We start from the raw sequence: 24,321 nt of genomic DNA on the forward strand, positions 1-24,321 counted from the left end.
GATAATCCTTTGCATTTAAAATGCAAAGGATTACTACATTGCTTAACTATTTTATTGGAATTAAGGATATAATCTGTTTAAGAGTCTTGGAAAAGGAATAGTTTCCCTCACATGGTCAACGCCACAGATCCACGCAACAGTCCGTTCTAAGCCTAATCCGAATCCTGCATGTGGTACACTGCCATACTGACGTAACTCCAAATACCATTTATAGGCTTCCCCTGACAGGTTATGCTCTTTGTACCTTTGTTCCATTAAAGCCATATCATCAATTCTTGCCGAACCACCAATAATTTCACCATATCCCTCTGGTGCAATTAAGTCAGCACATTGAACGACGTCATCACGGTCAGGATCCGGCTTCATATAGAATGCTTTAATTTCTTTAGGGTAATGTGTGATAAATACAGGCTTATCAAAACTCTCAGCAATTGCTGTTTCGTGCGGGGCACCAAAATCTTCGCCCCATTCCACATCACTAAACCCTTTCTCTTTCAGCAGTTCGATCGCATGATCATACGTGATTCTTGGAAATGGTGCCTTGATTTGCTCTAATTTCTCTACAGATCTGCCCAAAGTATTTAATTCCAGTTGACAATTCCCCAATACAGATTCCACGATGAATTGTACGTATTTTTCCTGGATTTCCAAACTTTCCTCATGTGTTGTAAAAGCCATTTCAGGTTCGATCATCCAAAACTCGATTAAATGTCTTCTCGTTTTCGATTTCTCTGCTCGGAATGTTGGCCCAAATGAGAAAACCTTTCCTAAAGCCATCGCAGCTGCTTCCATATACAACTGGCCGCTTTGAGATAAATAAGCTTCTTCATCAAAATACTTTGTATGAAATAATTCTGTTGTACCTTCTGCCGCTGAACCTGTTAAGATTGGCGGGTCAATTTTAACAAAATCTTCTTTCTCAAAGAAATGATACGTAGCTTGAATAATTTGATTACGAATTTTCATGATCGCATGCTGCTTTTTGGAACGCAGCCATAAATGACGATGATCCATTAGAAACTCTGTTCCATGCTCTTTCGGTGTAATCGGATAATCCTTTGATTCATGGATTATTTCTATTTCACTAACTTGCATTTCATACCCAAAGGGTGATCTCGAATCTTCAACAACTGTACCAGTTACATACAGGGCTGATTCTTGTGTTATGGATTTTGCAGCCGCAAACGTTTCTTCTGTTACATCTGCCTTGACGACAACACCTTGGATAAAACCTGTACCGTCACGCAGCTGCAGAAAAGCAATCTTCCCGCTTGAACGCTTATTAGCTAACCAGACCCCTATTGTCACTTCCTTGTTTACAAATTCACTCACTCTATTTATCGTTGTTTTCATTTATTCTCCTCCATCATCCTTAAACGTTTATTGATGATTTTCCACAAAACGTTTAATTCGATTTGCTGCTTCTTCTAGCTGTTCTATTGAGATAGCATAAGATAATCGTACATTATCCGGGGCACCGAAACCGGAACCAGGAACCAGTGCTACTTTCTCTTCCTCTAAAATTGCTGTAACCCACTCGTCAACTGACTCAAAACCATTCATTTCTACTGCCTTTTTCACATTTGGAAACAAATAAAAAGCGCCTTTTGGCTTCACACAGTCAACTCCCGGTATAGCAACAAGCAATTCATAAAGTCTTTCCAATCGCTCATTAAATGCCTCCTTCATGACTTGTACAGGCTCCTGGCTTCCTGTATAAGCCGATTCAGCCGCTACTTGTGAAATAGAAGTTGGATTTGATGTGGAATGAGAAGCGAGATTGGTCATTGCTTTAATAATTTGTTTATTCCCGACTGCATAACCAATTCTCCAGCCTGTCATGGAATGAGATTTGGAAACACCATTAATAATAATGGTATTTTCTTTTAAGCTGTCAGATAATTCCGCTATCGAAACGTGATCGGTTTCTGTATAGGTTAATTTCTCATAAATTTCATCTGACACAATAAAGATATCATGTTTTAAACAGACTTCTCCTAATGCTTGTAATTCTTCTTTTTCATACATCACACCAGTTGGATTACTTGGCGAATTGATAATAACTGCCTTTGTTTTTTCAGTGATTGCATCTTCCAGCTGGTCCGGAGTTAATTTGAATTCATTTTCTTCCATTGCATTAACAAATACCGGAGTTCCTTCTGCTAATTTGATCTGTTCTGGATAACTTACCCAGTACGGTGCAGGGACAATCACTTCGTCCCCTTTATTTAGTAAAACTTGAAATAAGGTATACAGCGCATGTTTGGCACCGATTGTAACGATAATTTGATCCATATCATATGTCAGACTGTGATCTTTACTCATTTTTGATTGTATTGCTTTTTTTAACTCAACTGTTCCGCCGGCTGGTGTATATTTAGTAAAACCTTCATACATTGCTTTAGATGCGGCATCCAGGATATGATCAGGAGTATTAAAATCAGGTTCCCCTGCCCCAAGACCGATTACATCATGACCTGCTTGTTTCAATTCTTTTGCTTTTGCTGTAATTGCTAAAGTTGAAGATGGTGTTAATGTTTGCACTCTATTTGCTAATTCCATAAAATTCACCTTCCCTAATTTATTAATGGGTCAATTGTTAGCGTATATGTTGATTTATCACTTAATAATACATGCTCATATACTAATTGTTTGTCCAACATATATTTAATCTCTAATGCTGGATTCCCGTTTAACATCCCGATTGCTGAGTTTATTAATTTGCAATTAGAACAAGAATTCTGCCACTCTGTTAGAATTTCATCTGTTGCATAGAAATCATCTTTGTTATAGACATTGTAATGAAAATCCGTGTCATTCTCTGTTACAAAGATAAAAGCATTATTTTCTTCCATTTCTGCATCAGCCACATAATAAAGTTTATCCCCATGGTATCGTTCAATAGTATTTATCTTACTAATCGTTGGCTCTTCTTCCAATAAATATTGCCGCACCTCATCATACTGGCTAACTTTATCATCCATAACCTGCTTGTAAATATGTATAAAGTAAAACAAAACGCCGCCAAATAAAATGATTGCTATCCAACTAATAACAACACTTTTCTTAAGTTCGATAAATGGTAAAAATAGCTTTCCCATGATCATCCTCACTTAATGTTAAGCCAAACATTAAATCATCTTCTTTTAATGTTCGATTCAGACTATCGACAACTTTATACAGGTCCTCTGAATAATTTAACTTTACTGTTGATAAGGTTATAATTTTTGATTGATCCATTCTGACACCCCCAAAAAATTCAAGCAGCTATCTTAATCTATTTTGATTGAGATTTCACTTTTTTTCAACTAAAAAATGCATTTACGGAACGAATTTTCTTATTTCCCCTATTTATTATATCATGTTGGTTTCAATAGATTAAGCACGTGCTCCATTCTAGGAAAGAAGTTCATAATCATTAACCGATAGACGAATATAAATACTTCCTGTCTGTTTTAAAAAGTAAGCATCAATCCATGATGCAAACAATCTTTCGACAAGATCTTCATTAATGTTATATTCAGGGCTGTGAAAGATAATGCCAATGTAAGGATCTAATTGTTGAAGTAAACGTTGGGATGGCGAGTTCCCACTGCCAAAAGCGGCGATTTTCACAATATCGATTTGTTTTAAATTTGGATACAGTTTTTCTTCAAAAGCTATATTCTTGTCATTGAGAAACAATACGGTTTCCTCACCATACTGTAAAACAAAGGTTGCATCCCCATTCGCATTCTCATCAATATTCTTAATGGTAACTCTTTTGGATAAAGTGTACTGATCGACATCCTTCCAATATTGAATATTTAAGTTATTATCATCTAACAGAAAACCATCAGGTAATAAAAATTTTTTAACATGAAACTTTTTCCTGATTTCTTCGATATTGGCAGCATACTCTTCATCACTGCTTGTTACAATCAACTGATCAATTTCGGTAACCATCAATTCCTTCAATTGAATTAACAGTTCCTTATAACTTAACTTTGCACCTGTATTTACTAAAATATTGTCACCAGATTCTGTTTTAATTAATGTAGCCTCACCATCTGGCAAGTTTAGAAAAATAATGTCAATAACCTCATCATCCAGCCTCTGTTCGGCATGCAATCTAGTTGCATCCATAAATGCCAAACATAGGATAAGGCCAAATATAATAATAAATTTACAATTCATCTTATGCATCCTGCTTTCCATGGTCTTATCCATTAGGATGGCACAAGTTGATTTTATTATCAGATCCAATCATTTACTTTTTCTATCAGCTGATAAATCGGTTCAAAATGCATGGGTACATCTGGGATAGATTGGGTAAAATATTTCCCATATTTCTTTGTCATAATTCGCTCATCCAAAACAAAAATGACACCTTTATCTGTTTCTCTCCTGATCAATCGGCCAAATCCTTGCTTAAACTGAAACACAGCTTTTGGTAACGATAATTCCATAAAAGGGTTTTTACCCATTTGCTTATAATATTCCGCTTTTTTTGCAAAAACTGGATCATTTGGTGCCTGGAATGGCAGTTTTACAATAATAACACAGGATAAATCCTCTCCAGGTATATCTATCCCTTCCCAATAAGCATTCGTTCCTAAAAGAATCGACTGTGAAAATGATTGAAAATGTTTAATTAAACGGTTTCTGCTCCCAGAGGAAATACCTTGGCCAATAATAATATAATCCGCTAATTCCTCAGATTCTTTTAAAATATAATAAGCACTTTTTAACATATCATAGGATGTGAACAACGCCAATATCTTTCCATTCAATACTCCAGCAAGAGAAATAATGGCTTCACATGTCGCATAAATAAAGTCAGTATTATTTGGATACTTTATTTCCGGAAAGTCAGAAGGTACCATTAATTGTACATTCTGTTCATAAGGAAAATGTGAATCCAGTTGAAAGCATGAAACCTCGTCTTTTGAAACCCCGAGTCTCTTTCTATAATAATCAAAAGAATTTTCAATGGTTAATGTGGCACTAATTAATATAATACTTTCTTTTTAATTGAACAATTTTGCTGCAAGCTCTTCTGTTGCGGAGAAAAGTTCTCTGTTTATATAGACGGCATTTTGGGCACCGTTCTGGTCGATTTCCAGCCATGTCACAGAGAGACTTTTATTAACTAACAATAGTTGCTTTATATTATTGATATACATGGTTAGTTCATCGTCATTTAGAACAGATGAGGTTTTTTCCATTTCCATTATTGTTCGTCTTACTGAATCTTCAATAATTTTGCCATCATGTGTATCATTTCCAGGTTCCCAGGTTCTTTGAATTCTTCCTTTATCATTATAAGATTTTTCCATACTCTTTGCATTTTTTACATACAGGAATAATAATCGGAACAAGGAATCAATTTCATACTTAACATTCAATATTTGTTCTCTCTGTTTCGATCTTTCCATTTCTTGTTTATTCAGTTCCATTTCCAGCCGCTGCAAATAAGCAATTAATTCGAAATAATTTAAAGACTCCCCTAAGTATCTGGATGCAGTTAAATCAAAATGATGTGCTTCATCCAAAATCAGTTTATTATACGAGGGGATGAGTGTATCATTTGTCTTTAAGTCAAGTGAAAGTAACGCATGATTTGTAATGATCACTTGCGATTCTGATGCTTGTTGTCTAATTCGTTCATAAAAACTGTACATCCCCCAGTTAATATCTTCATTCCGGTTGTTTACAACTAATTGTTGCCTTATATGTTGATCCCGTTTCGGAAATTGTATTTCATCCAAGTCACCAGTGTCCGTTTCTGTTAGCCATACGAGGATCATTGCTTTAATCAGCTGGTGATGGTAGGACTTTTGTAATTGGTCATGTAAAAATGTCTCAAATTTAGCAAGACTTAAATAATGGTTCTTTCCTTTCACAATCGATACATTGATTGTGCTCTTGAAGAAGTGATTAATTTGCTGCATATCTTCTTTTAATAATTTCGTCTGCAAATTAACATTCGATGTGCTGATAACTACAGGCTTCCCTGTTACAATTGCTTCATAGACAGATGGGAGCAGGTATGCTATAGACTTTCCAATCCCTGTGTCTGCTTCTATCATCGCATGCCTTTTTGTTTGAAAGTGATCATAAATTGTTTCACTAATAAACAATTGGTCTTCTCTCATTTCATAATCTTTCATTATGCTAGCCAAAAATCCGTTCTTATGATAAATGCGTTCAAGAAATTCCTGATAGGAAGAATGCTCATATATAATATCCTGTTTCTTCTCTGGAATCTTTCTAAGATAGATGTTATTAAGTGCAATAAGGTCATTTCGTTCCAGTACAGGTTGTTCTGGTAGTAACAAAGTCAAATCAGTTTTTAATTGAGTGGACAACTGGATTAATTGCTCATGTAACTGATTCGGTAAAGAATGAAATTTCTGCAAGATGATTAACAGTAAATCTGCCGTAACCAGTGCATCAGAAATCGCTCGATGCGGCTGATCATGTGTAATATAAAGAAAATTTGCCAGCTCGTTTAACTTATACCCAGGTGCTTTGGGAAATAATATACGCGCTAATTCAACGGTATCAATAACCTCTGGCTGAAGTTTTGATTTTCCAACCCGTTCCAGTTCTGCATTCACAAAATTCAGATCAAATGTAATATTGTGGGCCACAATTATGGCATCATGCAATATTTCCAATATCTCATCTGCAACCTCTTCAAACAAAGGCTGATCTTCCACATCTTCATCATGAATCGATGTGAGATGAGAGATAAAAGGCGGAATTTTTTTTAACGGATTAATAAGTTGATTGTATTCTTTAATAAATTCGCCATTTTGAACAACGACAATACCTATTTCAATGATTCTATCATCTTTTGTTGGGGCATGACCAGTTGTTTCTACATCAATTACAGCATATTTATTCAAAAACTCACCCCATTCTAATCAAATTTGCACGTATTCGTATAAAAGCAGTCTTAGAAAGAAAGAAACTCTTATCACATTGATAAGAGTTTCTCATACATAACTCAGTGCCTAAAAAGATGATAATGGTGGCTCTTGATCAATTAATTGTGTTACGGTATTATTCTCATCCATTATCGCTACTTTTGGTTTGAATTGTGCTAATTCATCATCGGAAATAAGTGCATAAGAAACAATAATGACAATATCACCTGGCTGCACAAGACGAGCAGCTGCACCATTAAGACATATAATTTTGCTTCCATACTCGCCTGGTATTACATATGTTTCAAGCCTTGCTCCATTATTATTATTGACAATTTGAACTTTTTCATGTGGCAATATTCCAACTTTTTCTATAATTTCTTTATCGATTGTTATACTGCCAACATAATTAAGATTAGCTTCTGTTACTGTAGCACGATGAATTTTCGATTTCATCATTGAGCGTAACATTTCGTTTCCTCCTATATACAGCCCATTTCATTCGAAAGGGTCCCTAACAATTATCCCATGTTCATTTATCACCAGATTATCAATTAATCTCGCCTTTTGAAAATTCACAGCAATGGCAATAATAATCTGCTGATTAATAACCGTTACCGCTTTTAGATCTGGATATGATAAAATTTCTACATAGTCTATTGTACCGTTTGTGTGTCTATGAATATTCTTTTTCACTTCATCTATTATCATAACAGGATTTTTCTCACCGTCAATTATTAAATGTTGTCCCACTTTCAAAGAGCTGTATAAACTAGCAGCATCTGCTCTTTCCTGTTGAGATAAGTAAACATTCCGACTGCTGCGTGCCAAACCATCGTCTTCTCGAATAGTTGGTACTGGCCGGATTTTAACGGAAAAGTTTAAATCATCCACAAAAGCCTTCACTACTGCAATTTGCTGAGCGTCTTTCATACCAAAGAAAGCCAGATCCGCCTTTGTAATATGAAACAGTTTGGCTAAGACAGTAACTACCCCATCAAAATGACCTGCCCTGCTTCTGCCACACAAAACATTTGTGCGCTCGACTACCTGGAGTTTAATGGACGAGTTGTCTCGATACATTTCTTCAACAGAAGGTATGAATATGTAATCAACACCATGGCTTTCAGCTATCATGCAATCTCTTTTTTCATCCCGAGGATATCTTTCAAAGTCTTCATTTGGCCCGAATTGTAAAGGATTAACAAAAATACTGACAATAACAATTTGGGATTCTTTCCTACATTGATCAATTAATTTGGCGTGCCCATCATGCAGATAGCCCATTGTGGGAACAAAACCGATTGTTTGATCATTCGCCTTTACACTAGTTGCAATCTCTACCATCTCATTTACCGTACGGATAACTTTCATTGGTTTTCCTCCTGTATAATCTCTTTCATAAGAGAAGGTTCCATTGAAAATTTATGAGAGTTTGTCGGGAATTGTCCTGTCTTTACATCTGAACAGTATTTTTTAATTGCTTCTTTTGTCCGGTTCCCTATTTCTTCATACTTTTGAACAAATGATGGTGTATATTCAACAGCATACTGAAGAATATCATGATACACAAGGACCTGACCATCACAATCCATACCTGCACCAATCCCGATGGTCGGGATCGTTAATTGTTCAGAAATATATTTTGCTAAAAGGTCTGGTACACATTCTAATACGATACCGATAGCCCCGGCTCTCTCCAGATTTTTTGCATCTATTATTAATTGCTTCGCTGTTTCCCTGTTCTTTCCCTGGACACGGTAACCACCTAAGACATGGACCGATTGAGGGGTTAATCCCAAGTGTCCGAAAACAGGTACCCCCGCCACTGTTAAACGTTCTGTCAAGTCTAATATGTGCTGTGCAGCTCCTTCCACTTTTACTGCATGTGCATTCGTTTTCTGGATGATTCGCCGGGCATTTTCCAACGAATTCTCAGTTGAAATGTGGTAGGACATAAACGGCATATCTATTACTACAAAAGTATCTTTAGCGCCCCTGGTTACTGCCATTCCGTGATGAATCATATCTTCTACTGTTACTTCAATTGTGGACTTATAGCCAAGAACGACCATACCAAGAGAATCACCTACTAATAACATATCTACCTCTGCCTGTTCAGCCAATTTAGCTGAAGGATAATCATATGCTGTTACCATTGTAATTTTCTCTTTGTTTTTTTTCATCTCTTTTATTTGGATTGTCGTTTTCAATTTAATAAAACTCCTTACCAGTGGATTTCTGCACTATAGACTTTTTCTATCGTATTCTGATTCGTTTGCACAAGCAAAGCCCCATCATCAGAAATCCCCTTTATTGTAGCTTCAAATGACTTTTTAGGCATTTTGATAAACACATTTTCACCTAACTTATAAGCATTTTCGATCCATTTGTCTTTCACATAGGAAAAACCGGTTCGCTGAAATTCTAAATAATTTTTTTCATAATCCACTAGTAATTGCTGAATTAATGTTTTTCTATCGAAGTGTTGATTTGATGCAATTGCTAAAGACGTGGTTTTGGACTGAATTTCTGTTGGAAAGGCTGTTTGCTTCTGATTAATGTTTAATCCGATCCCAATTACCAGATACTCAATATGATCTAATTCTGCTTGCATTTCTGTTAATATTCCACAAAATTTCTTATTACCAATAAATAAATCATTAGGCCATTTAATTTTAACAGGAAGCTTTACAAACTTGCTGATTGTATCGACAACAGATACTGCTGTAAATAATGTCATTTGAGAAGCTTGATATGGCGGCATTTCCGGTCTCAAAATCAGGCTCATCCAAATTCCGTCATCTTGATGGGAAATCCATTTTCTGTTTAATCTCCCTCTGCCTTTTAATTGTTTATTAGCAACTACCACAGTCCCGCTTTCTGCACCTTCTCTTGCTAACTGATGGGCAATATTTTGTGTAGAATCTACTTCATCTTTAAATATAAGTGTTTGACCTAACCATTCTGTTTTCAAGTCCCATTTAATGGTAGTCTCATTTACAGAGGTTGGGCTTGAAATTAATCTGTAGCCCTTCTTCGGCACTGCTTCAAATTGATAACCATCTTTTTTTAATTCATTGATATGTTTCCATACAGCAGTTCTGGAAATATTCAATTTTCCCGACACTGCCTGTCCGGAGATAAAGTCTTTTTCATTTTGAGCCAATAAATTAATTAGTTGGTCTCGTTTCGTCTCTTTCATTGATTACCCACTCACTTATTGTATTTCGATCATTTTTAAGTTTACCTGTTACCACTGATTTTTCTACAATTGTCAACAGTTCCTGAATCCATTTACCAGGGGTTTCAGATGGGAAGAGTTGCTTTATATGATTTCCATTAACAGCTAACTGCTGTGTGTTATGGATCGGCAATGATCGTTTGATTTGGTGAATTGTCTCCGCTTTCAACCTAACTTCATGCAGTAATTGATAAACCAAAACAAAATGCTCAATTAAGTCAGATGGCACTTGATAAATTGCCCAATCTGCCTCGCCATTTCTGTATATCTGAATGGCATCTTTAATTTGATTAGCATGACGCTTTGTTTGATTGGATAATTTCCAGCTCTTCGTCCACTCCTCAACCGAAACAGCAGGCTCACTAATGGTTAAATAGGAGATGAACGCAGAAATAGAGTGGATTGGTACATGAATATGCTGGATTTTTTCTTGTATAATGGAACTACCTGAAATAATTGGTATATATTTATATAATTTTGTTAAGAAAAGCGCTTCTAAACTTAATTCGATAAAGGAACCTGCCAACAATTTTTCCCACTCCACTGCTATTCTTTCCATTGCTATATGAGATAGTAGTGATCCATTTCTCTCTATTGCATTTATTGTTTCTCTTTCAATTATAAATCCTAATTGACTGCTAAAGCGAACAGCTCTCATCATTCTTAAGGGATCTTCCTGAAAACGTTCCGTTGCATTTCCAACCGTACGCAACATTTGTCTATGGATATCGTTCCTTCCGTGAAAGGGATCAATAATGGATAAATTATGATCCATAGCCATCGCATTAATAGTAAAATCCCTTCGTGATAAATCTTCCTTAATATCTGTAACAAACATCACTTGATTTGGGTGCCGAAAGTCTTCATAGTCACTCTCTTGCCTGAATGTGGTGACTTCAAATGATTCCCCTTCCCATCTTACCAGGACAGTTCCGTGTTCAATCCCTGTGGGAAATACTTTATCAAATAACTGCATCACTTCATCAGGAAGGGCCGAGGTTGCAATATCAGCATCTGCAACCTCTCTGCCAAGCAAGTGATCTCTAACAGCTCCGCCAACAAGGTAGGCTTGATACTGATGGCTTTCTAGTACCTGAATGACTTGAAGAGCTTTTTGCAATAATATTTCATTCATTTTCCTCACCTAACACTTGTGTATAAATCTTTTCATAATGTGCCAGAACTTTTTCCGAAGAGAAATGCTTACTTGCATATTCACTTGCGTTACGGGCCATTTCCTCCATCTTTTGTGGATTTTCTAACAAACTGATTACCCGCTTTGCAATATTTTCAATATCTCCTAACTGCTCAATAAATCCTGTATGATTGTGCTGAATAACCTCTGGAATGCCGCCAGTATTCGTTCCGACACAGACAACGCCACAGCCGATTGCTTCAAGTAAAACAAGTCCGAAACTCTCTTTTTCTGATAATAGAAGTTTTACATCAGCCAGAGATAATAACTCGGGAATATTCTTTTGTTTTCCTAAGAAGTGGACTTTCTTCTCTAACTGCAGTTCATGAACAAGATCCTGTACTTTGCTGTATTCCGGGCCATCACCGACTAATAATAATGTTGTCGGTATTTGTTTATTTACAAGGTCAAATGTACGCACAACGTCTTCCACACGTTTTACTTTTCGAAAATTGGATATATGAATAAGTACTTTTTCATCAGAAGGAATATTGTATTTTTCTTTTAAATTTGGCTCCGTATTATGAAAATACTCATTTTCATTGATGAAATTATAAACAACTTCTATATCGTTTGTAACTCCTATCATTTCTTTTGTCTGATTTACCAGACTTTTGGAAACAGCAGTAACTGCGTCAGATGCTTCTATCCCGAACCTGATCAATTTCTTCATACTTGAATCAATACCTAATACAGTTATATCTGTACCATGCAATGTTGTCACAATTTTGACAGGATGTTTCGCCATTTGTTTGGCTAATATTGCACAAATGGCATGTGGAACAGCATAATGAGCATGAATAATATCTAGTTTCTCTCCATCAATCACTTCTGCCATTTTCGTTGCCAGAGCTAAGTCATAAGGCGGATATTGAAAGACAGGATAATGGTTCAGTTCCACTTCGTGAAAATAAATATTTGGATGAAACAGATTCAATCGAAATGGCACGCTTGAAGTGATAAAATGTACTTCATGCCCTTTCTTGGCAAGCATCTTACCTAATTCAGTTGCTATAATCCCAGATCCACCAACTGAAGGATAACATGTTATTCCTATTTTTAACATACAATTGTCCTTCCTTATCTTTACTTATCAAACGTTTCTCCACTCAAACAGTCCCTTATCTAGTGCGCGAATCATCACTTCAGCTCCGCCTAAATTGGTTACTAATGGAATTTGATAAACGTCGCAAAGTCGCATTAAGGCAGTAATATCCGGCTCATGTGGTTGAGCTGTTAATGGATCTCGGAAGAAAATAACCAGATCCATCTCATTATTCGCAATTTTTGCCCCAATCTGCTGGTCACCCCCAAGTGGCCCAGATTGAAATCGTTCCACATCCAATCCCGTTGCCTCTTGAATTTTCAAACCGGTTGTTCCCGTTGCAAACAAAGTATGCTTTTCCAGGATGCTAGTATAGGCAACAGTAAAATTAATCATATCAACTTTCTTTTTGTCATGAGCAATTAATGCTATCTTCATATTTTCACCTACTCCAATATATTCTCTAATCCGTATACTAATATATCTAATTTCATTACTTGGTCTATTGCGAGCTTCACACCAGTCATGAAGGATTCTCGATGAAAGGAATCATGTTTGATTGTTAAATTCTCTCCTTTTGATCCAAATACCACTTCCTGATGGGCTACTAGGCCCGGCAGACGCATACTGTGAATCCTCATTCCTTCCATTTCAGCGCCACGTGCGCCAGAAATCGTTTCTTTCTCATCCGGATGGCCTTGTTTCTTAGCTTCTCTTACTTCACTGATAAGTTGTGCTGTTTTTACTGCAGTTCCGGAAGGTGCATCTAACTTGTTATCATGATGTTTTTCAATAATTTCCACATCCGGGAAGTACTTAGCTGCCCATTTTGCAAATTGCATCATTAACACAGCTCCAAGTGCAAAGTTTGGGGCGATAATTACACCAATTCCTTTTTCTTCAGATAATTCTGTTAATTCTTGTAATTGTTCGTCGGTAAAACCAGTTGTTCCTACAACAGGTCTAATTCCATTCTCAATTGCTGTTTTTGTATGTAAATAACCAAATTCAGGTGTTGTCAAATCAACTAACACATCCGCCTTTACAGAATCAAAGCATTCCTGAATATCTGTATAAATAAGTGCATCGAATGATGGTAAATTATCAATTTCACTAATTTTCATTCCATTAAATTGATGATCAAGACAAGCAACCAATTCTAAGTCATCTTGTTTTTCAATCATTCTTAATGCTTCAGAACCCATTTTCCCGCGCGGGCCTGCTACAATCACTTTTATTTTTTCCATTTAATAACCCCCTACTCTTTCTTTGTCCATCTGTTCTTATCTCTTGTTTCAATTTTGGACATTGCTTGGTCAAATGCTTCATTTAATGAGATGTTTTGAGAATTAGCAAAGCTGATTAAAACAAAGAGTAAGTCACCTAATTCCGCCTCAATCGTATTGTCTTCTTCCGTTGTTTTCTTTGGCTTCTCACCATAAACATGATTAACTTCCCTGGCTAATTCGCCTATCTCTTCTGTAAATCTTGCCAGCATACTTAATGGAGAGAAGTAACCTTCCTCATATTGCGAAATAAAGTCATCTACTCTTTTTTGCATTTCAGCCATACTATCTTTATTATACATCGTAAACCCTCCTTGGATAAAGTATAACATTCAGAGACATATTGTTTCACCATTTTACCATAACACAATAGATGAAGTGGATGACATGCTGTTAAGTTAAAGAGAAATATCTTACTTAGTAAATATACTCTCCTTTAGGACTTCGTCGATTGCACTAGAAATTAATGCAAAAAGAACCTCTCATTTTTAATTTCTGATAATAAAAAAACAGGCGTAATTTACACCTGTCTCCCAATCCATTATTCATCACTTGATAAAAAGAACATTGACGCAAAGCGAATTAATTCTGCCAATGCAACTAAAGCGGCAGCCACATATGTCAGTGCAGCAGCATTCAGTACTTTTTTCGTTTGACGTTCTTCATTATTTCTGATGATACCTGAAGATACCAGTTGGTTCATCGCTCGGTTAGATGCATCAAATTCGACTGGCAACGTTATTAACTGGAACAATACAGCAAATGACATAAAGATTACCCCAACTAATACCAGATTCATTTGACCAAGCAGGAAACCGGCTATAATAAAGATGAAAGACATCTTATCCCCAAGACCTGCAATTGGCACTAAACTGTGGCGAAAACGTAAAAATGCATATGACTCTGCATCCTGGATTGCATGTCCTACTTCGTGTGCAGCTATGGCTGCAGCCGCAGCTGAATATCCATGATAGTTATCACTAGATAATCGAACAACTTTCTTTCTCGGGTCATAGTGATCCGAGAGGACACCTCTCGTTTCTTCTATTTGAACATCATATAATCCATTATCATCTAATATTTTTCTTGCAACTTGAGCACCTGTTACCATATTGGAATTCATTACTTTTGAATATTTTTTGTAAGTACTTTTAACTTTTCCCTGTGCCAATAATGGTACTATGATTAAAATAGCCAAGTAGACTAAATATCCCATCTCTTTCCCTCCATGTGTTTTATCTAAGGTCAATTTTAGTCAAAAATAAGCTGCTTGTCAATTTGTATGATTTACTTTTGTTTCAGCTTTATACCGTACCCAGCCAACATAAGATAAGGTCAAAAAGATAAAGCCGATGACAATCACTAACAGCCATTCAGAATAGGATTGCAACTGGTTATTCTGGATTGTTTCAAGATTGATCAAAGACATTTGGTTAAACACACTTTGCAACTCGCTATGCTGTTCTTCCGTAGTTTTCAATCTGAAATTAGTAAATATGGATTCTAATTCACTGTATTCTTCTTCAGGTAAGTACATACTTAAAACTGGTGATATGACATCCCATCTGTAAATAATCTTTTCCGACTGTTGATCATCGATTGTTTTTTCATTCAGGATTGTCTCAATATTCTTCTCTAAGTCGTTTTTCCATCGGTGCCATAATGGTGCATCCGTAGTTATTAATGCATCATACATTACAACTAACTGCTGGGCCATTTTTAATTTTTCTGAACCAGTTATATTTTCATCAAGCAAATGATTTAAATTATTGGTAATTAAAATTTCAACAAAATTAACACGTGAAGGTTGGATTTTCCTGACCGTATTTATCATATTTTCATCTATTTGTTCTAACGTTTGCATTGCTTGTGGATATCTTTGTTCCTGCACGTATCGTTCAAATGTATATAAATTACTGGCAGTGGTGTTTGCTTGAACGAAAGGAATTGATTGAGTAAACAAGCAAATAAAAACAATGGAGATAATGATGTATTTTAAACGCATAGATATCCCTTCTTCCATAACATCTTTTAGATAATGTATGAAAGAAAATTCTGAGATATTCCATTTGTCTATCTGTAATGATGAAGATTATCTTTTTTATATATAGACACATAATAGACAGTAATGATACAGAATACACTTAACCAAAACGTAAAATAGCCAATATGATTCGTATAGGCTGCCAAGCTTCCATATACAGGCATCATCCCATATACATAATCAATTATTTCATTATGTAACAAAAAAACGCCAGCAATTGCCAGGTGCTGCAGCTTTATTTTATAAAGAGGAGCATAAAGTAATGCCTGAAGAGCCATAGCGCCGTGAGAAGCCATCAGCATATAACCTTCCCAGCTGAGTGTTCCATTTACTGTTAATGTCAGCACATTCATCACTACAGCCCATATACCATATTTCAGTAATGAAACAAATGCTAAAGCCTCGATAACAGGAACACTCTTTCCTTTTAGATAGTAAAATAAAAATATGGTAAAAAACAAACTTGCTGTTGGGCTGTCTGGTACAAAAGCTGCAAAAATTAGCGGTGTATCTTTTAATTGGTCAATATACCAGTAATATCCATATATTGTACCAATCAGATTGATTAAAAAAACAATTATAATCATCTGAGGATGGAATAATAATTTCTTCATTTTAAAAACGCCCTCTCTTAAGTCAAAATACATAAAATGATCAACTGATTTGCAGAATTACTGTGCAACTGCCAGGGAAAGCGAACTTTTCAATTGCAATGGACAGCTTATATCTGTCAATTTCCTAAATAAAAACCCTCGTCCATCTATTATGACGAGGGTTTTTATTACTCTTGTTCATTCACGGAAACAATAAATTCAGCTAATTGCTGCAATTCTTCCTCCGTGCCTTGGAATTGATCTGCTGGCATTTGACCTATACCATTGACAGCAATATCTTTAATTTCATCTACACCATACTCTACACCAATTAATGTAGGAGCAGCAGGACCACCTTCTAATTCACCACCATGACATTGTAAGCAACTATTCTCATAAGCCGCATAACCAGGATGTGATGTATCAATTTCTACTGAAGACGGCAGTTCTGGTTTATTGTTTTCCGCTTTTGCTTCCCAGTCAACATGGGCAGCAGCTTCATATGTTAACCAGAATACAGCAATAAAACCTAATAGCATCAACGAAGTAGTGACAGGTCGTTTGTGCGGTCGACGTTCTTCTCCTCTATCCAGGAATGGAGCTAAAAATAACGCACCAAAAGCTAAACCAGGAATAATAATTGCTCCGAGCACAAAGAATGCTCCACTAGCAAATTTATATTTTAGTAGTTGATATAAAAATAAGAAATACCAGTCAGGCAATGGTAAATATGCAGTATCAGTTGGATCGGCCAATTTCTCTAACGGAGCTGGGTGTGCTACCGTTAAGCAAAGAAAACCTACTAAGAATACGGCACCTACCAGCCATTCTTTTAATAAGAAGTTAGGCCAAAATGCTTCTGTTCTGCCTGGATATTCCGAATAATCTTTTGGAATAAACTTTTGTTTGTCAGCAGGAATCCGTGAGTCACCGACAAATTTCATCCCTTTACCTTTTTTCACAGCAATCCCTCCTTTTAGTCAATTCTATAGCGGACCAGAAATCCCTTGCTTACGAATCATAATAAAGTGAATACCCATTAGTACAAATAATGCTGCTGGTAAGAAGAAAACATGAATCGCAAAGAAACGAGCCAATGTTTGCGCACCAACAATGGAAGGATCACCATTAAGTAAAGTTTTAGCCATTTCTCCAATGAGAGGAACACCTTCTGCAATTTGAAGTGTAACAACTGTGGCGAAATAAGCCTTATTATCCCAAGGTAATAAGTATCCAGTTAAACCTAAAGCAAGCATTACGAAAAAGATCAGAACACCAACCATCCAGTTTAACTCACGTGGTTTCTTATAGGCACCTTGGAAGAAAACACGTAATGTATGTAAAAACAACATAACAATAACTACACTGGCTCCCCAGTGGTGCATCCCTCGGACAATTTGTCCATGTGCAACTTCTGTTTGTAAATAATAAACAGATCGCCATGCATTCTCAATATCCGGAACATAATACATTGTCAGGAACATACCGGACAACACTTGAATAACAGTAACAAAAAATGTCAATCCACCAAAACAATATACAAATGCGGAGAAATGATGTGCAGGGTTTACATGTTCTGGCACTTCATGATCTGCAATGTCACGCCAGAGAGGTGTAATATCTACACGTTCATCAATCCAATCATACATTCTTTGAAGCATTTATTAAACCCCCCCTCGTGGAACTGGTTGTCCAAGATATAAAGTGCCATCCCTTACTTCATATTCATATAAAGCTAAAGGAGCTGGCGGCGGCGTATCCGCTACATTTGTCCCATCTTTCTGATAACGTCCATCATGACATGGGCAATAGAACTGATCTGGATAATCTTCATTACCAGCCCAACTCACTGAACATCCTAAATGGGTACACGTTGGTGATAATGGAACAATTTCATCGTTTTCATTTTTATAGACCCAGGCACTGTGTGTTACATCAGACGTGTACCACGCATCCACTTGCTCTACAGTCCAATCAAAACGTTGTGGATCTGTTGTTATCTCAGATACATCAACTACCGCCTGCATTTCTCCAGCAGTCGATGCTGTCAATACTGGATCAATTGCAAATCGAACCATTGGTGCAAGCATACTTGCTGCCATAAATCCTCCCACACCAGTTAAAGTATAATTTAAAAATTGGCGACGGGACACTTGTTGTTTTTTCTCTGACATCATTTACCCCCCTCTACACATATTCCGACATCATGGTTATAATCTCTTATTATACTAGGACATTACTATGATAGCGCAAACTTAAGCTAGGGTCAATAAATTCTCGCTCTAAATAAAGAATTCTATTAGTTTCTGACTTACTAAGTCTCATTATTACCAAAAAGATTTGATTAATTCATTCAGTTGACTTGTTTGCTCATTAATCCACTTCTTCGTCAGAACTGATTGATAATTCTCTATTACTGTTCCAGGTAACCATAACAGAGTCCCATCCAGTCCTTTTTCTTCTTTTTTCCATTTCACATCAAAAGTTAAGAAAAAGACATGTTTAAAATCCTCTTTAAATAATAATTGAATCCACTGATTAATCCGTTCCTGTTCTTTTTGGTAAGATGCTGCTTGTACATATGTATAGACTGGACTTAATAACATTCTTCCGGCAAAATCCCTTTCTGCTTCTCTAGCAATAATTTGCAATGTCTTCTGGTAATTCGCTAATTTTAAGCTGTCAGCTTCATTCGATAACTGGATAGGTATGAGTGGTACCAAAACAGTATCTATGTATTCCTTTGCTTCAAAATACTTTGGTAAATCATCAGCTTCCCATTTCATCATTTATTCCTCCCTCAATGAATTAAATAATTCTTAGAATTTCATCGTTTTACTTCCAATATCTCTTGGTTCTTTGAAGTTCATGGTAAGTCATTTTACTTTTATTTTCTAATCATGATAAATATGGAATTCAATAGTCATAGCCTACTATAGAGAATGCCCTTATTTCCATTAAATGGATTTTATTAGTATAATCGCACAATGGATCTCCACTATTTCATGGCGGTGGACCCTCCCACGTCTCTCGGCGTCTTTGCGCGTAAATTCCTTCGTTCGACCTAACCATGGTGGAGGCCGGAAATGCTCCTAAAGTGGGTCTATGCCCTAATGGATAAAATAACGACCGGCTTCTCCATGCTTCAATTGTCAAGAGTGTCTTGGTAAACGGTGTTTTCCTTTCAATTAAGCGACTTTCTGCCTCTTCGGAATCATAGGGATATCCCGAAGCATTCGTTCTTCCCTGAATGCGCATTGGCGTGTGCCTATCGTGAAAAAAATCTTAATCAGTTTCCTGCTTAATGCAATAAACGATTGTTTGCCTGACAACGGATTATTCGATCGATTGCGATAGTAATGGTGCAGCTGTTTAAATCCTTCATTGTGTAACGACAAAGGTCTGGCCACTTGATACAATAAATTCCGCAATCTTTTTCGTCCACGTTTGGTTATGGTTGTCTGTCCTTTGAATAAACCTGATTGATTCATCTTTAGGTTCAATCCCGCTAATTTTATGATTTGGCGTGGATCTTGATAATTAGATAAATCACCAACTTCTGCGTAAAATCCAGCGACAGTGATGACACTTACCCCTTTGATCGCTATCATTTGATCCGCACCAGGAAGGTGGAGAACGAGTTCTTCCAGTTGTGCTTCCAGAGCGATTAATCGTTCTTCCAACATCCTATACTGATCAACAAGATACCGAATTTCTTGGCGTGCCATGTGTAAACCTACCTTCAGGCCAATACTATTATCAGCTGCTTCTTTTAAAGCTTGGATACGTTTGATGCCAACTGCTCGTGTCGCAGCCTGTTTCACCTCAAAAAGCAATTCTTCTTCGGATTTTTTTCGAATATCTTCTGGCAAATAGCCCTTATCTAATAAATGAAGGGCAGCTTTTCCCGTCCAGTCTTTAAAGACGGTCAGAAATTCTGGGAAATATCGATCGAGTGCATTTTGCATTTGCGCTTTAATTGACGCTACATCCTCTTGAATGATGTCATACAGCTTCATGCCTTCTCGCAATTCCGCGTACACGTCCTCTGGTAAAGTAGGCTCATGATAACGACCGTCACGTATGATTTGTGCGATTACTTTCGCATCTTTTGTGTCATTCTTTGTTGGGGAGTCGTCGTCCATTTCCTTGAATCGTTTTACCTTCATCGGATTCACAACCACCACGGATACTGCTTGTGCTTTCAAATAATAGGCTAAATTAAGCCAATAATGCCCAGTTGGTTCCATCCCAATCAGGAGGTTTGGTCGACCATGTTTTTCTGACAAGTTTTTGGCCCAATCTATCAGCTCGGAGAAACCTTGATAGAAATTCGTGAAGACAAGCCGTTTCACCAGATCTCGTCCACGATCATCTATCGCCCGAGCGACATGTTTACGTTTCGCTACATCTACTCCAATAATTAATGTTTGTTCATTGATTTGCGCAATTCGCTTATTTTGTGTAAAATCCATACTAGAAGTCCTCCTTTGGTACTTAATTCGAGGTCATGCATGACACTCTCTATCGTACCAGGGGGGCTTTTTTTATGCATTTCTCAGATTCGGTGATTATCCCTCAAATTTTCTTATTACAGGAATGCTCCTAATATAGACTTTGTCATTATAAAATGTTCTTAAATATAAATAGAAAAACCGAATTTCACTGGTTCCTATCAATGAAATTCGATCAGTATCCCACACTATTTATTATACTTATTTTTCATGGTGTTTTCTAGCTCCAGTAATTTTCTTGCGTAATCATTAAATAGTACTTCATTTTTGTCATCTAACGCTTGATTTATTTTTTCCTCAAGCTGCTGTTTTTTAAAATAATAAAGTGTATAGTTAAGCCAATGATCGACTTGTTTTTTGTCATGTTGTGATAAGAAATAGTCATCAGGTATAAAAGGGTTGTCTTCCAAGACTTTCATATACTCAATGCTTTGTTTCGAATTCTTAAAATTCAATTGTATATAGATAGGCTCTTTATTATGCAGTCTGATGTCATGAAATGATTTATCAGCATCTGTTGTTACAATATGTTTCTTGTAAAAACGGAAAGCTATCTCCTTCGAGCAATGTGTCGAAATAATCATAGCCCGTGGACAATAACGTGCTTCTAAAACGAAGTGGACATTTGACAGAACATTGTCATGATTCATTAAATAATTTAATATCCATACACTTTCTCTTTTTTTCAATTGAAAATTACCGAGAAACCAATGAATAAATGATTTCTTATCTTCCACTTTTATCGATGTTTCCAATATTTAATTCCCCTCCATTCCTACTAGAGAGTATTATCCTGATTCCTTAACCTTTCAACGTATTGCTCTACCTCAAAATCGGATGGTTCTATTAATAAATACTGTTCTAAAATTGCTATTGCTTCTGAGATCCTCCCCTCTTCTACTAAGAAATAGCCATAGTCTTGTAAAAAATCAATATCTTTATCCATTTTATTGTATGCATTCTGGTAAGCAATTAATGCATTATTATATTGTTCTTCTTCATTATATCCTTTTGCAAGCTCCCAATGGAAAATACCGTCTAATTGATCGATATCAACTTTATCTGTTAACAGCTCAATAAGGCGATTGAATTCTCCCTCTTTTTTATATATCTCGATTAGAAATAACAACGCTTCATAATATTCCTGGTCAAGATGAATAGCTTCTTCAATAAATCGATAAGCTTCTTCAGATTTACCTGTTTTGTGTAATATCCTTCCAGCAACATACCACATCTCTTTATTATATGGATCCATTTCTACTCCAGTCTCTGCAGCTTCTGCCGCTTCATTCATCAGCCCTTCTTCTTCGTATGCCTGAGCTAAATATTGATAAACAGATGGATATTCTAGTTCTAATTCTAATAACTTCTCCCATGTTTGAATAGCTATTTCATATCTTTCTGATTTAAAAGCTAGAAAACCATAGCGAAATAACAATTCGGGATCATCAGTATCTAGTGCCTGAAAGTGTTGCAAAGCTTGTTCGAAATCGCCATTTAATGCATAAGCTTCCGCAAGTCTTGCTTGAATATTAACATTGGCAAATTCCTTTGTATGTTTCATTAATTTATCAAAATAAATAGTTGCTTTATTATATTCCCCAATTGAGAATAAAAACTCACCTAACGCAAAATCAATTACCGGTTCGTCTGGTTCTATTCTCTTTGCTTCAATTAATTTACTCTCTGCTACTTCGAATAAACCCTGAGCCTGATATAAATCCGCCAGCTGGATTAAAGCTTGAGTATAGAAATCATCTGCAGGATTTATTTCATTTAATATTGTTATCGCTTTTTCATCTTCGTTATCATTAATAAAAATATCTGCTAAAAGAATTTTTGCTTCAGTATTAGCTGGTTCTTGATCAATAATTTCTTCAAGCAATGTTCTTGCTTCATCCTGAATGCCTAACTCTAAGTATATTTGAACAATATCAAGTTTCTCATTGTGATTGCCGCTTTTTGCTAATTCTTTTAATATGTGTAAAGCTGTTTCGATTTCTCCCTGATGGATTAAATCTATCGCACGTTCTATCTGTTCCACATGCTACCACCTTTCTATCATTCCTTTGCAATCAATCACTCTACATCTTATCGAACTTTCTGTTGAGAAGCAACTAATAGAAGCTTCCTGTCTCAACAAAGCAAAAAGTCATGAGCAAACATCACTCATGACTTACGTTGTATTATTGTAATAATTCATCTAAATCTTCAAAGAAATTCGGATAAGAAACTGCAATACATTTGTCATCATGTAATTCTATCGTTTCTTCCGTAAGCAATGAGGCGATTGCTATCATCATTCCAATACGGTGATCACCATACGAGTTTGTTTCCGCGCCTTTTAACTTCGCATTTCCTTGAATAATCATTCCATCATTAGTCGCTTCAATTTCTGCGCCAAGTGCCTGTAATGTGTTGACAACCGATTCGATCCGGTCTGTTTCCTTAAATTTTAATTCTTCAGCATCCTTTATTATCGTGGTACCTTCTGCTTGTGTTGCAAGTAAAGCAATTACAGGAATTTCATCAATAATTCTTGGTATGATATCTCCTGAAATTGTTGCAGCTGCAGGTTTAGAAGATTTAACAATAATATCACCTATAGGCTCACCGCCAATGGTCCGTTTTTCTTCAACTGTAATATCTACTCCCATTAATTTCAGCACATCAATGATCCCAGTTCTTGTCTGGTTCAAGCCTACATTTTCAATCTTCACTTCACTATTTGGAGTAATGGCTGCAGCTACTAAGAAGAATGCAGCAGATGAAATATCTCCGGGAACTTCAATGTCACAAGCAGTTAGTGGCTGATTACCATTGACTGTTACACTATTTCCTTCGACAGAAAGATCCGCGCCAAACGCTTTTAACATATTTTCTGTATGGTCTCTTGTTTTTGTATCTTCTTCTACCACTGTTTTGCCATCAGTTAATAATCCCGCTAACAAGACACCAGACTTGACTTGTGCACTTTTCATCGGTGTGTGATAGTGTACCGGATTCAATTTGCCACCTCTTATTGCGATTGGTAAAAACCTTCCATTTTCTCTGCCGTCAATTTTTGCGCCCATTTCTCTTAATGGGTTTGTGATTCGGTCCATTGGCCGTTTGGTTAAAGAAGCGTCACCATATAAAGTAAAATGATAAGGCAAAGCTGACAAAATGCCCATTAACAGTCTTGCAGTTGTGCCTGAATTACCTAAGTTAATTGGTTCCAGAGGTTCACTTAATTCTGAAGCTCCAGCAGATTCTACGACAACTGTCTGGTTATTTCTTGTTATCTTTACACCCATAGCCTCGAAAGCAGCAATCGTAGAAAGACAGTCTTCTCCGGCCAAAAAATTAGTAATGGTAGTCTTTCCTTTGGCAAGTGATCCAAACATAACAGCACGGTGTGAGATTGACTTATCCCCCGGAACGGATATGCTGCCATTTAAAGTTTTTCGATTAAAAGACACTGATTTTATTGACATTTTACCCCCC

General features: G+C 36.4%; 27 protein-coding genes. All 27 read right to left on the reverse strand.

The window, feature by feature from the left end; translation table 11 throughout:
• Positions 1-60 precede the first annotated feature (60 nt).
• The gene (asnS, locus tag F9U64_RS04660; RefSeq protein ID WP_153401840.1) at positions 61-1,353 is read right to left on the reverse strand and encodes an asparagine--tRNA ligase; all 1,293 of its coding nucleotides are present in this window, start codon (positions 1,351-1,353) and stop codon (positions 61-63) included.
• Between the two features lie 27 nt (positions 1,354-1,380).
• Complete coding sequence (locus tag F9U64_RS04665) at positions 1,381-2,562, reverse strand: pyridoxal phosphate-dependent aminotransferase (RefSeq protein ID WP_153401841.1); 1,182 nt, start codon at positions 2,560-2,562, stop codon at positions 1,381-1,383.
• A 14-nt stretch (positions 2,563-2,576) separates the two neighbouring features.
• Entirely contained in the window at positions 2,577-3,101 is a 525-nt protein-coding gene (locus tag F9U64_RS04670) for a hypothetical protein (protein ID WP_153401842.1), read from the reverse strand.
• Complete coding sequence (locus tag F9U64_RS04675; protein WP_153401843.1) at positions 3,067-3,240, reverse strand: YpmA family protein; 174 nt, start codon at positions 3,238-3,240, stop codon at positions 3,067-3,069. Before F9U64_RS04675 ends, F9U64_RS04670 begins: the two co-directional genes overlap by 35 nt.
• Before the next feature lie 156 nt (positions 3,241-3,396).
• The gene (locus F9U64_RS04680) at positions 3,397-4,176 is read right to left on the reverse strand and encodes a ComEC/Rec2 family competence protein (protein WP_153401844.1); all 780 of its coding nucleotides are present in this window, start codon (positions 4,174-4,176) and stop codon (positions 3,397-3,399) included.
• A gap of 59 nt (positions 4,177-4,235) precedes the next feature.
• The gene (locus F9U64_RS04685) at positions 4,236-4,865 is read right to left on the reverse strand and encodes a helicase C-terminal domain-containing protein (protein WP_153401845.1); all 630 of its coding nucleotides are present in this window, start codon (positions 4,863-4,865) and stop codon (positions 4,236-4,238) included.
• Between the two features lie 144 nt (positions 4,866-5,009).
• Positions 5,010-6,893 carry an exonuclease domain-containing protein gene (locus tag F9U64_RS04690; protein WP_153401846.1) on the reverse strand — a complete coding sequence of 628 codons (1,884 nt, stop codon included), beginning with the start codon at positions 6,891-6,893 and terminating at the stop codon, positions 5,010-5,012.
• A 108-nt stretch (positions 6,894-7,001) separates the two neighbouring features.
• Positions 7,002-7,385, reverse strand: a complete 384-nt coding sequence (panD, locus tag F9U64_RS04695; RefSeq protein ID WP_153401847.1) for an aspartate 1-decarboxylase — start codon at positions 7,383-7,385, stop codon at positions 7,002-7,004.
• Positions 7,386-7,412: 27 nt separating this feature from the next.
• A complete protein-coding gene (panC, locus tag F9U64_RS04700; protein ID WP_153401848.1) occupies positions 7,413-8,288 on the reverse strand; it encodes a pantoate--beta-alanine ligase in 876 nt (291 codons plus the stop codon).
• A complete protein-coding gene (panB, locus tag F9U64_RS04705; RefSeq protein ID WP_153401849.1) occupies positions 8,285-9,127 on the reverse strand; it encodes a 3-methyl-2-oxobutanoate hydroxymethyltransferase in 843 nt (280 codons plus the stop codon). The genes panC and panB overlap by 4 nt, the downstream gene beginning before the upstream one ends.
• 14 nt (positions 9,128-9,141) lie before the next feature.
• The gene (locus F9U64_RS04710) at positions 9,142-10,119 is read right to left on the reverse strand and encodes a biotin--[acetyl-CoA-carboxylase] ligase (RefSeq protein ID WP_153401850.1); all 978 of its coding nucleotides are present in this window, start codon (positions 10,117-10,119) and stop codon (positions 9,142-9,144) included.
• Complete coding sequence (locus F9U64_RS04715; protein WP_153401851.1) at positions 10,088-11,293, reverse strand: CCA tRNA nucleotidyltransferase; 1,206 nt, start codon at positions 11,291-11,293, stop codon at positions 10,088-10,090. Before F9U64_RS04715 ends, F9U64_RS04710 begins: the two co-directional genes overlap by 32 nt.
• Complete coding sequence (gene bshA / locus F9U64_RS04720; protein ID WP_153401852.1) at positions 11,286-12,419, reverse strand: N-acetyl-alpha-D-glucosaminyl L-malate synthase BshA; 1,134 nt, start codon at positions 12,417-12,419, stop codon at positions 11,286-11,288. Before bshA ends, F9U64_RS04715 begins: the two co-directional genes overlap by 8 nt.
• Before the next feature lie 27 nt (positions 12,420-12,446).
• Positions 12,447-12,836: a methylglyoxal synthase gene (mgsA, locus tag F9U64_RS04725; protein WP_153401853.1), complete on the reverse strand. Its 390-nt coding sequence runs from the start codon at positions 12,834-12,836 to the stop codon at positions 12,447-12,449.
• An 8-nt stretch (positions 12,837-12,844) separates the two neighbouring features.
• Positions 12,845-13,645: a 4-hydroxy-tetrahydrodipicolinate reductase gene (gene dapB / locus F9U64_RS04730; protein WP_153401854.1), complete on the reverse strand. Its 801-nt coding sequence runs from the start codon at positions 13,643-13,645 to the stop codon at positions 12,845-12,847.
• A gap of 11 nt (positions 13,646-13,656) precedes the next feature.
• Positions 13,657-13,986: a nucleotide pyrophosphohydrolase gene (locus F9U64_RS04735; protein WP_153401855.1), complete on the reverse strand. Its 330-nt coding sequence runs from the start codon at positions 13,984-13,986 to the stop codon at positions 13,657-13,659.
• Between the two features lie 239 nt (positions 13,987-14,225).
• Positions 14,226-14,900: a zinc metallopeptidase gene (locus F9U64_RS04740; protein WP_153401856.1), complete on the reverse strand. Its 675-nt coding sequence runs from the start codon at positions 14,898-14,900 to the stop codon at positions 14,226-14,228.
• Positions 14,901-14,957: 57 nt separating this feature from the next.
• Positions 14,958-15,689 carry a sporulation protein YpjB gene (locus F9U64_RS04745; RefSeq protein ID WP_194287278.1) on the reverse strand — a complete coding sequence of 244 codons (732 nt, stop codon included), beginning with the start codon at positions 15,687-15,689 and terminating at the stop codon, positions 14,958-14,960.
• Positions 15,690-15,757: 68 nt separating this feature from the next.
• A complete protein-coding gene (gene lhaT, locus F9U64_RS04750; protein ID WP_228275586.1) occupies positions 15,758-16,342 on the reverse strand; it encodes a lipoprotein heptaprenylglyceryl N-acetyltransferase LhaT in 585 nt (194 codons plus the stop codon).
• Between the two features lie 167 nt (positions 16,343-16,509).
• Complete coding sequence (locus tag F9U64_RS04755; protein WP_153401858.1) at positions 16,510-17,283, reverse strand: menaquinol-cytochrome c reductase cytochrome b/c subunit; 774 nt, start codon at positions 17,281-17,283, stop codon at positions 16,510-16,512.
• Between the two features lie 24 nt (positions 17,284-17,307).
• The gene (gene qcrB, locus F9U64_RS04760; protein WP_153401859.1) at positions 17,308-17,982 is read right to left on the reverse strand and encodes a menaquinol-cytochrome c reductase cytochrome b subunit; all 675 of its coding nucleotides are present in this window, start codon (positions 17,980-17,982) and stop codon (positions 17,308-17,310) included.
• A gap of 3 nt (positions 17,983-17,985) precedes the next feature.
• Entirely contained in the window at positions 17,986-18,495 is a 510-nt protein-coding gene (locus F9U64_RS04765; protein ID WP_153401860.1) for a QcrA and Rieske domain-containing protein, read from the reverse strand.
• 153 nt (positions 18,496-18,648) lie between these two features.
• Positions 18,649-19,107, reverse strand: coding sequence for a DUF2487 family protein (locus tag F9U64_RS04770; protein ID WP_228275587.1), 459 nt, complete (start codon positions 19,105-19,107; stop codon positions 18,649-18,651).
• A 402-nt stretch (positions 19,108-19,509) separates the two neighbouring features.
• Entirely contained in the window at positions 19,510-20,796 is a 1,287-nt protein-coding gene (locus tag F9U64_RS04775) for an IS110 family RNA-guided transposase (RefSeq protein ID WP_153401862.1), read from the reverse strand.
• Positions 20,797-21,023: 227 nt separating this feature from the next.
• Positions 21,024-21,590 (reverse strand): ReoY family proteolytic degradation factor, encoded by a 567-nt coding sequence (locus F9U64_RS04780; RefSeq protein WP_153401863.1) that lies wholly within the window; start codon positions 21,588-21,590, stop codon positions 21,024-21,026.
• Between the two features lie 23 nt (positions 21,591-21,613).
• Positions 21,614-22,879, reverse strand: coding sequence for a tetratricopeptide repeat protein (locus F9U64_RS04785; RefSeq protein ID WP_153401864.1), 1,266 nt, complete (start codon positions 22,877-22,879; stop codon positions 21,614-21,616).
• 142 nt (positions 22,880-23,021) lie between these two features.
• The gene (aroA, locus tag F9U64_RS04790) at positions 23,022-24,311 is read right to left on the reverse strand and encodes a 3-phosphoshikimate 1-carboxyvinyltransferase (protein WP_153401865.1); all 1,290 of its coding nucleotides are present in this window, start codon (positions 24,309-24,311) and stop codon (positions 23,022-23,024) included.
• Between the last annotated feature and the right edge of the window lie 10 nt (positions 24,312-24,321).

The sequence above is a fragment of the Gracilibacillus oryzae genome, from assembly GCF_009498735.1.
In the GTDB taxonomy this organism is placed as follows: Bacteria; Bacillota; Bacilli; order Bacillales; family Amphibacillaceae; genus Gracilibacillus; species Gracilibacillus oryzae.

Excerpts from the sequence above, each read along its gene's own strand:
- asnS (WP_153401840.1), bottom strand. The coding sequence starts at position 1,353 with ATGAAAACAACGATAAATAGAGTGAGTGAATTTGTAAACAAGGAAGTG.
- F9U64_RS04665 (WP_153401841.1), bottom strand. The coding sequence starts at position 2,562 with ATGGAATTAGCAAATAGAGTGCAAACATTAACACCATCTTCAACTTTA.
- F9U64_RS04670 (WP_153401842.1), bottom strand. The coding sequence starts at position 3,101 with ATGGGAAAGCTATTTTTACCATTTATCGAACTTAAGAAAAGTGTTGTT.
- F9U64_RS04675 (WP_153401843.1), bottom strand. The coding sequence starts at position 3,240 with ATGGATCAATCAAAAATTATAACCTTATCAACAGTAAAGTTAAATTAT.
- F9U64_RS04680 (WP_153401844.1), bottom strand. The coding sequence starts at position 4,176 with ATGAATTGTAAATTTATTATTATATTTGGCCTTATCCTATGTTTGGCA.
- F9U64_RS04685 (WP_153401845.1), bottom strand. The coding sequence starts at position 4,865 with ATGGTACCTTCTGACTTTCCGGAAATAAAGTATCCAAATAATACTGAC.
- panD (WP_153401847.1), bottom strand. The coding sequence starts at position 7,385 with ATGTTACGCTCAATGATGAAATCGAAAATTCATCGTGCTACAGTAACA.
- panC (WP_153401848.1), bottom strand. The coding sequence starts at position 8,288 with ATGAAAGTTATCCGTACGGTAAATGAGATGGTAGAGATTGCAACTAGT.
- F9U64_RS04710 (WP_153401850.1), bottom strand. The coding sequence starts at position 10,119 with ATGAAAGAGACGAAACGAGACCAACTAATTAATTTATTGGCTCAAAAT.
- F9U64_RS04715 (WP_153401851.1), bottom strand. The coding sequence starts at position 11,293 with ATGAATGAAATATTATTGCAAAAAGCTCTTCAAGTCATTCAGGTACTA.
- bshA (WP_153401852.1), bottom strand. The coding sequence starts at position 12,419 with ATGTTAAAAATAGGAATAACATGTTATCCTTCAGTTGGTGGATCTGGG.
- mgsA (WP_153401853.1), bottom strand. The coding sequence starts at position 12,836 with ATGAAGATAGCATTAATTGCTCATGACAAAAAGAAAGTTGATATGATT.
- dapB (WP_153401854.1), bottom strand. The coding sequence starts at position 13,645 with ATGGAAAAAATAAAAGTGATTGTAGCAGGCCCGCGCGGGAAAATGGGT.
- F9U64_RS04735 (WP_153401855.1), bottom strand. The coding sequence starts at position 13,986 with ATGTATAATAAAGATAGTATGGCTGAAATGCAAAAAAGAGTAGATGAC.
- F9U64_RS04740 (WP_153401856.1), bottom strand. The coding sequence starts at position 14,900 with ATGGGATATTTAGTCTACTTGGCTATTTTAATCATAGTACCATTATTG.
- F9U64_RS04745 (WP_194287278.1), bottom strand. The coding sequence starts at position 15,689 with ATGCGTTTAAAATACATCATTATCTCCATTGTTTTTATTTGCTTGTTT.
- lhaT (WP_228275586.1), bottom strand. The coding sequence starts at position 16,342 with ATGAAGAAATTATTATTCCATCCTCAGATGATTATAATTGTTTTTTTA.
- qcrB (WP_153401859.1), bottom strand. The coding sequence starts at position 17,982 with ATGCTTCAAAGAATGTATGATTGGATTGATGAACGTGTAGATATTACA.
- F9U64_RS04765 (WP_153401860.1), bottom strand. The coding sequence starts at position 18,495 with ATGTCAGAGAAAAAACAACAAGTGTCCCGTCGCCAATTTTTAAATTAT.
- F9U64_RS04770 (WP_228275587.1), bottom strand. The coding sequence starts at position 19,107 with ATGAAATGGGAAGCTGATGATTTACCAAAGTATTTTGAAGCAAAGGAA.
- F9U64_RS04775 (WP_153401862.1), bottom strand. The coding sequence starts at position 20,796 with ATGGATTTTACACAAAATAAGCGAATTGCGCAAATCAATGAACAAACA.
- aroA (WP_153401865.1), bottom strand. The coding sequence starts at position 24,311 with ATGTCAATAAAATCAGTGTCTTTTAATCGAAAAACTTTAAATGGCAGC.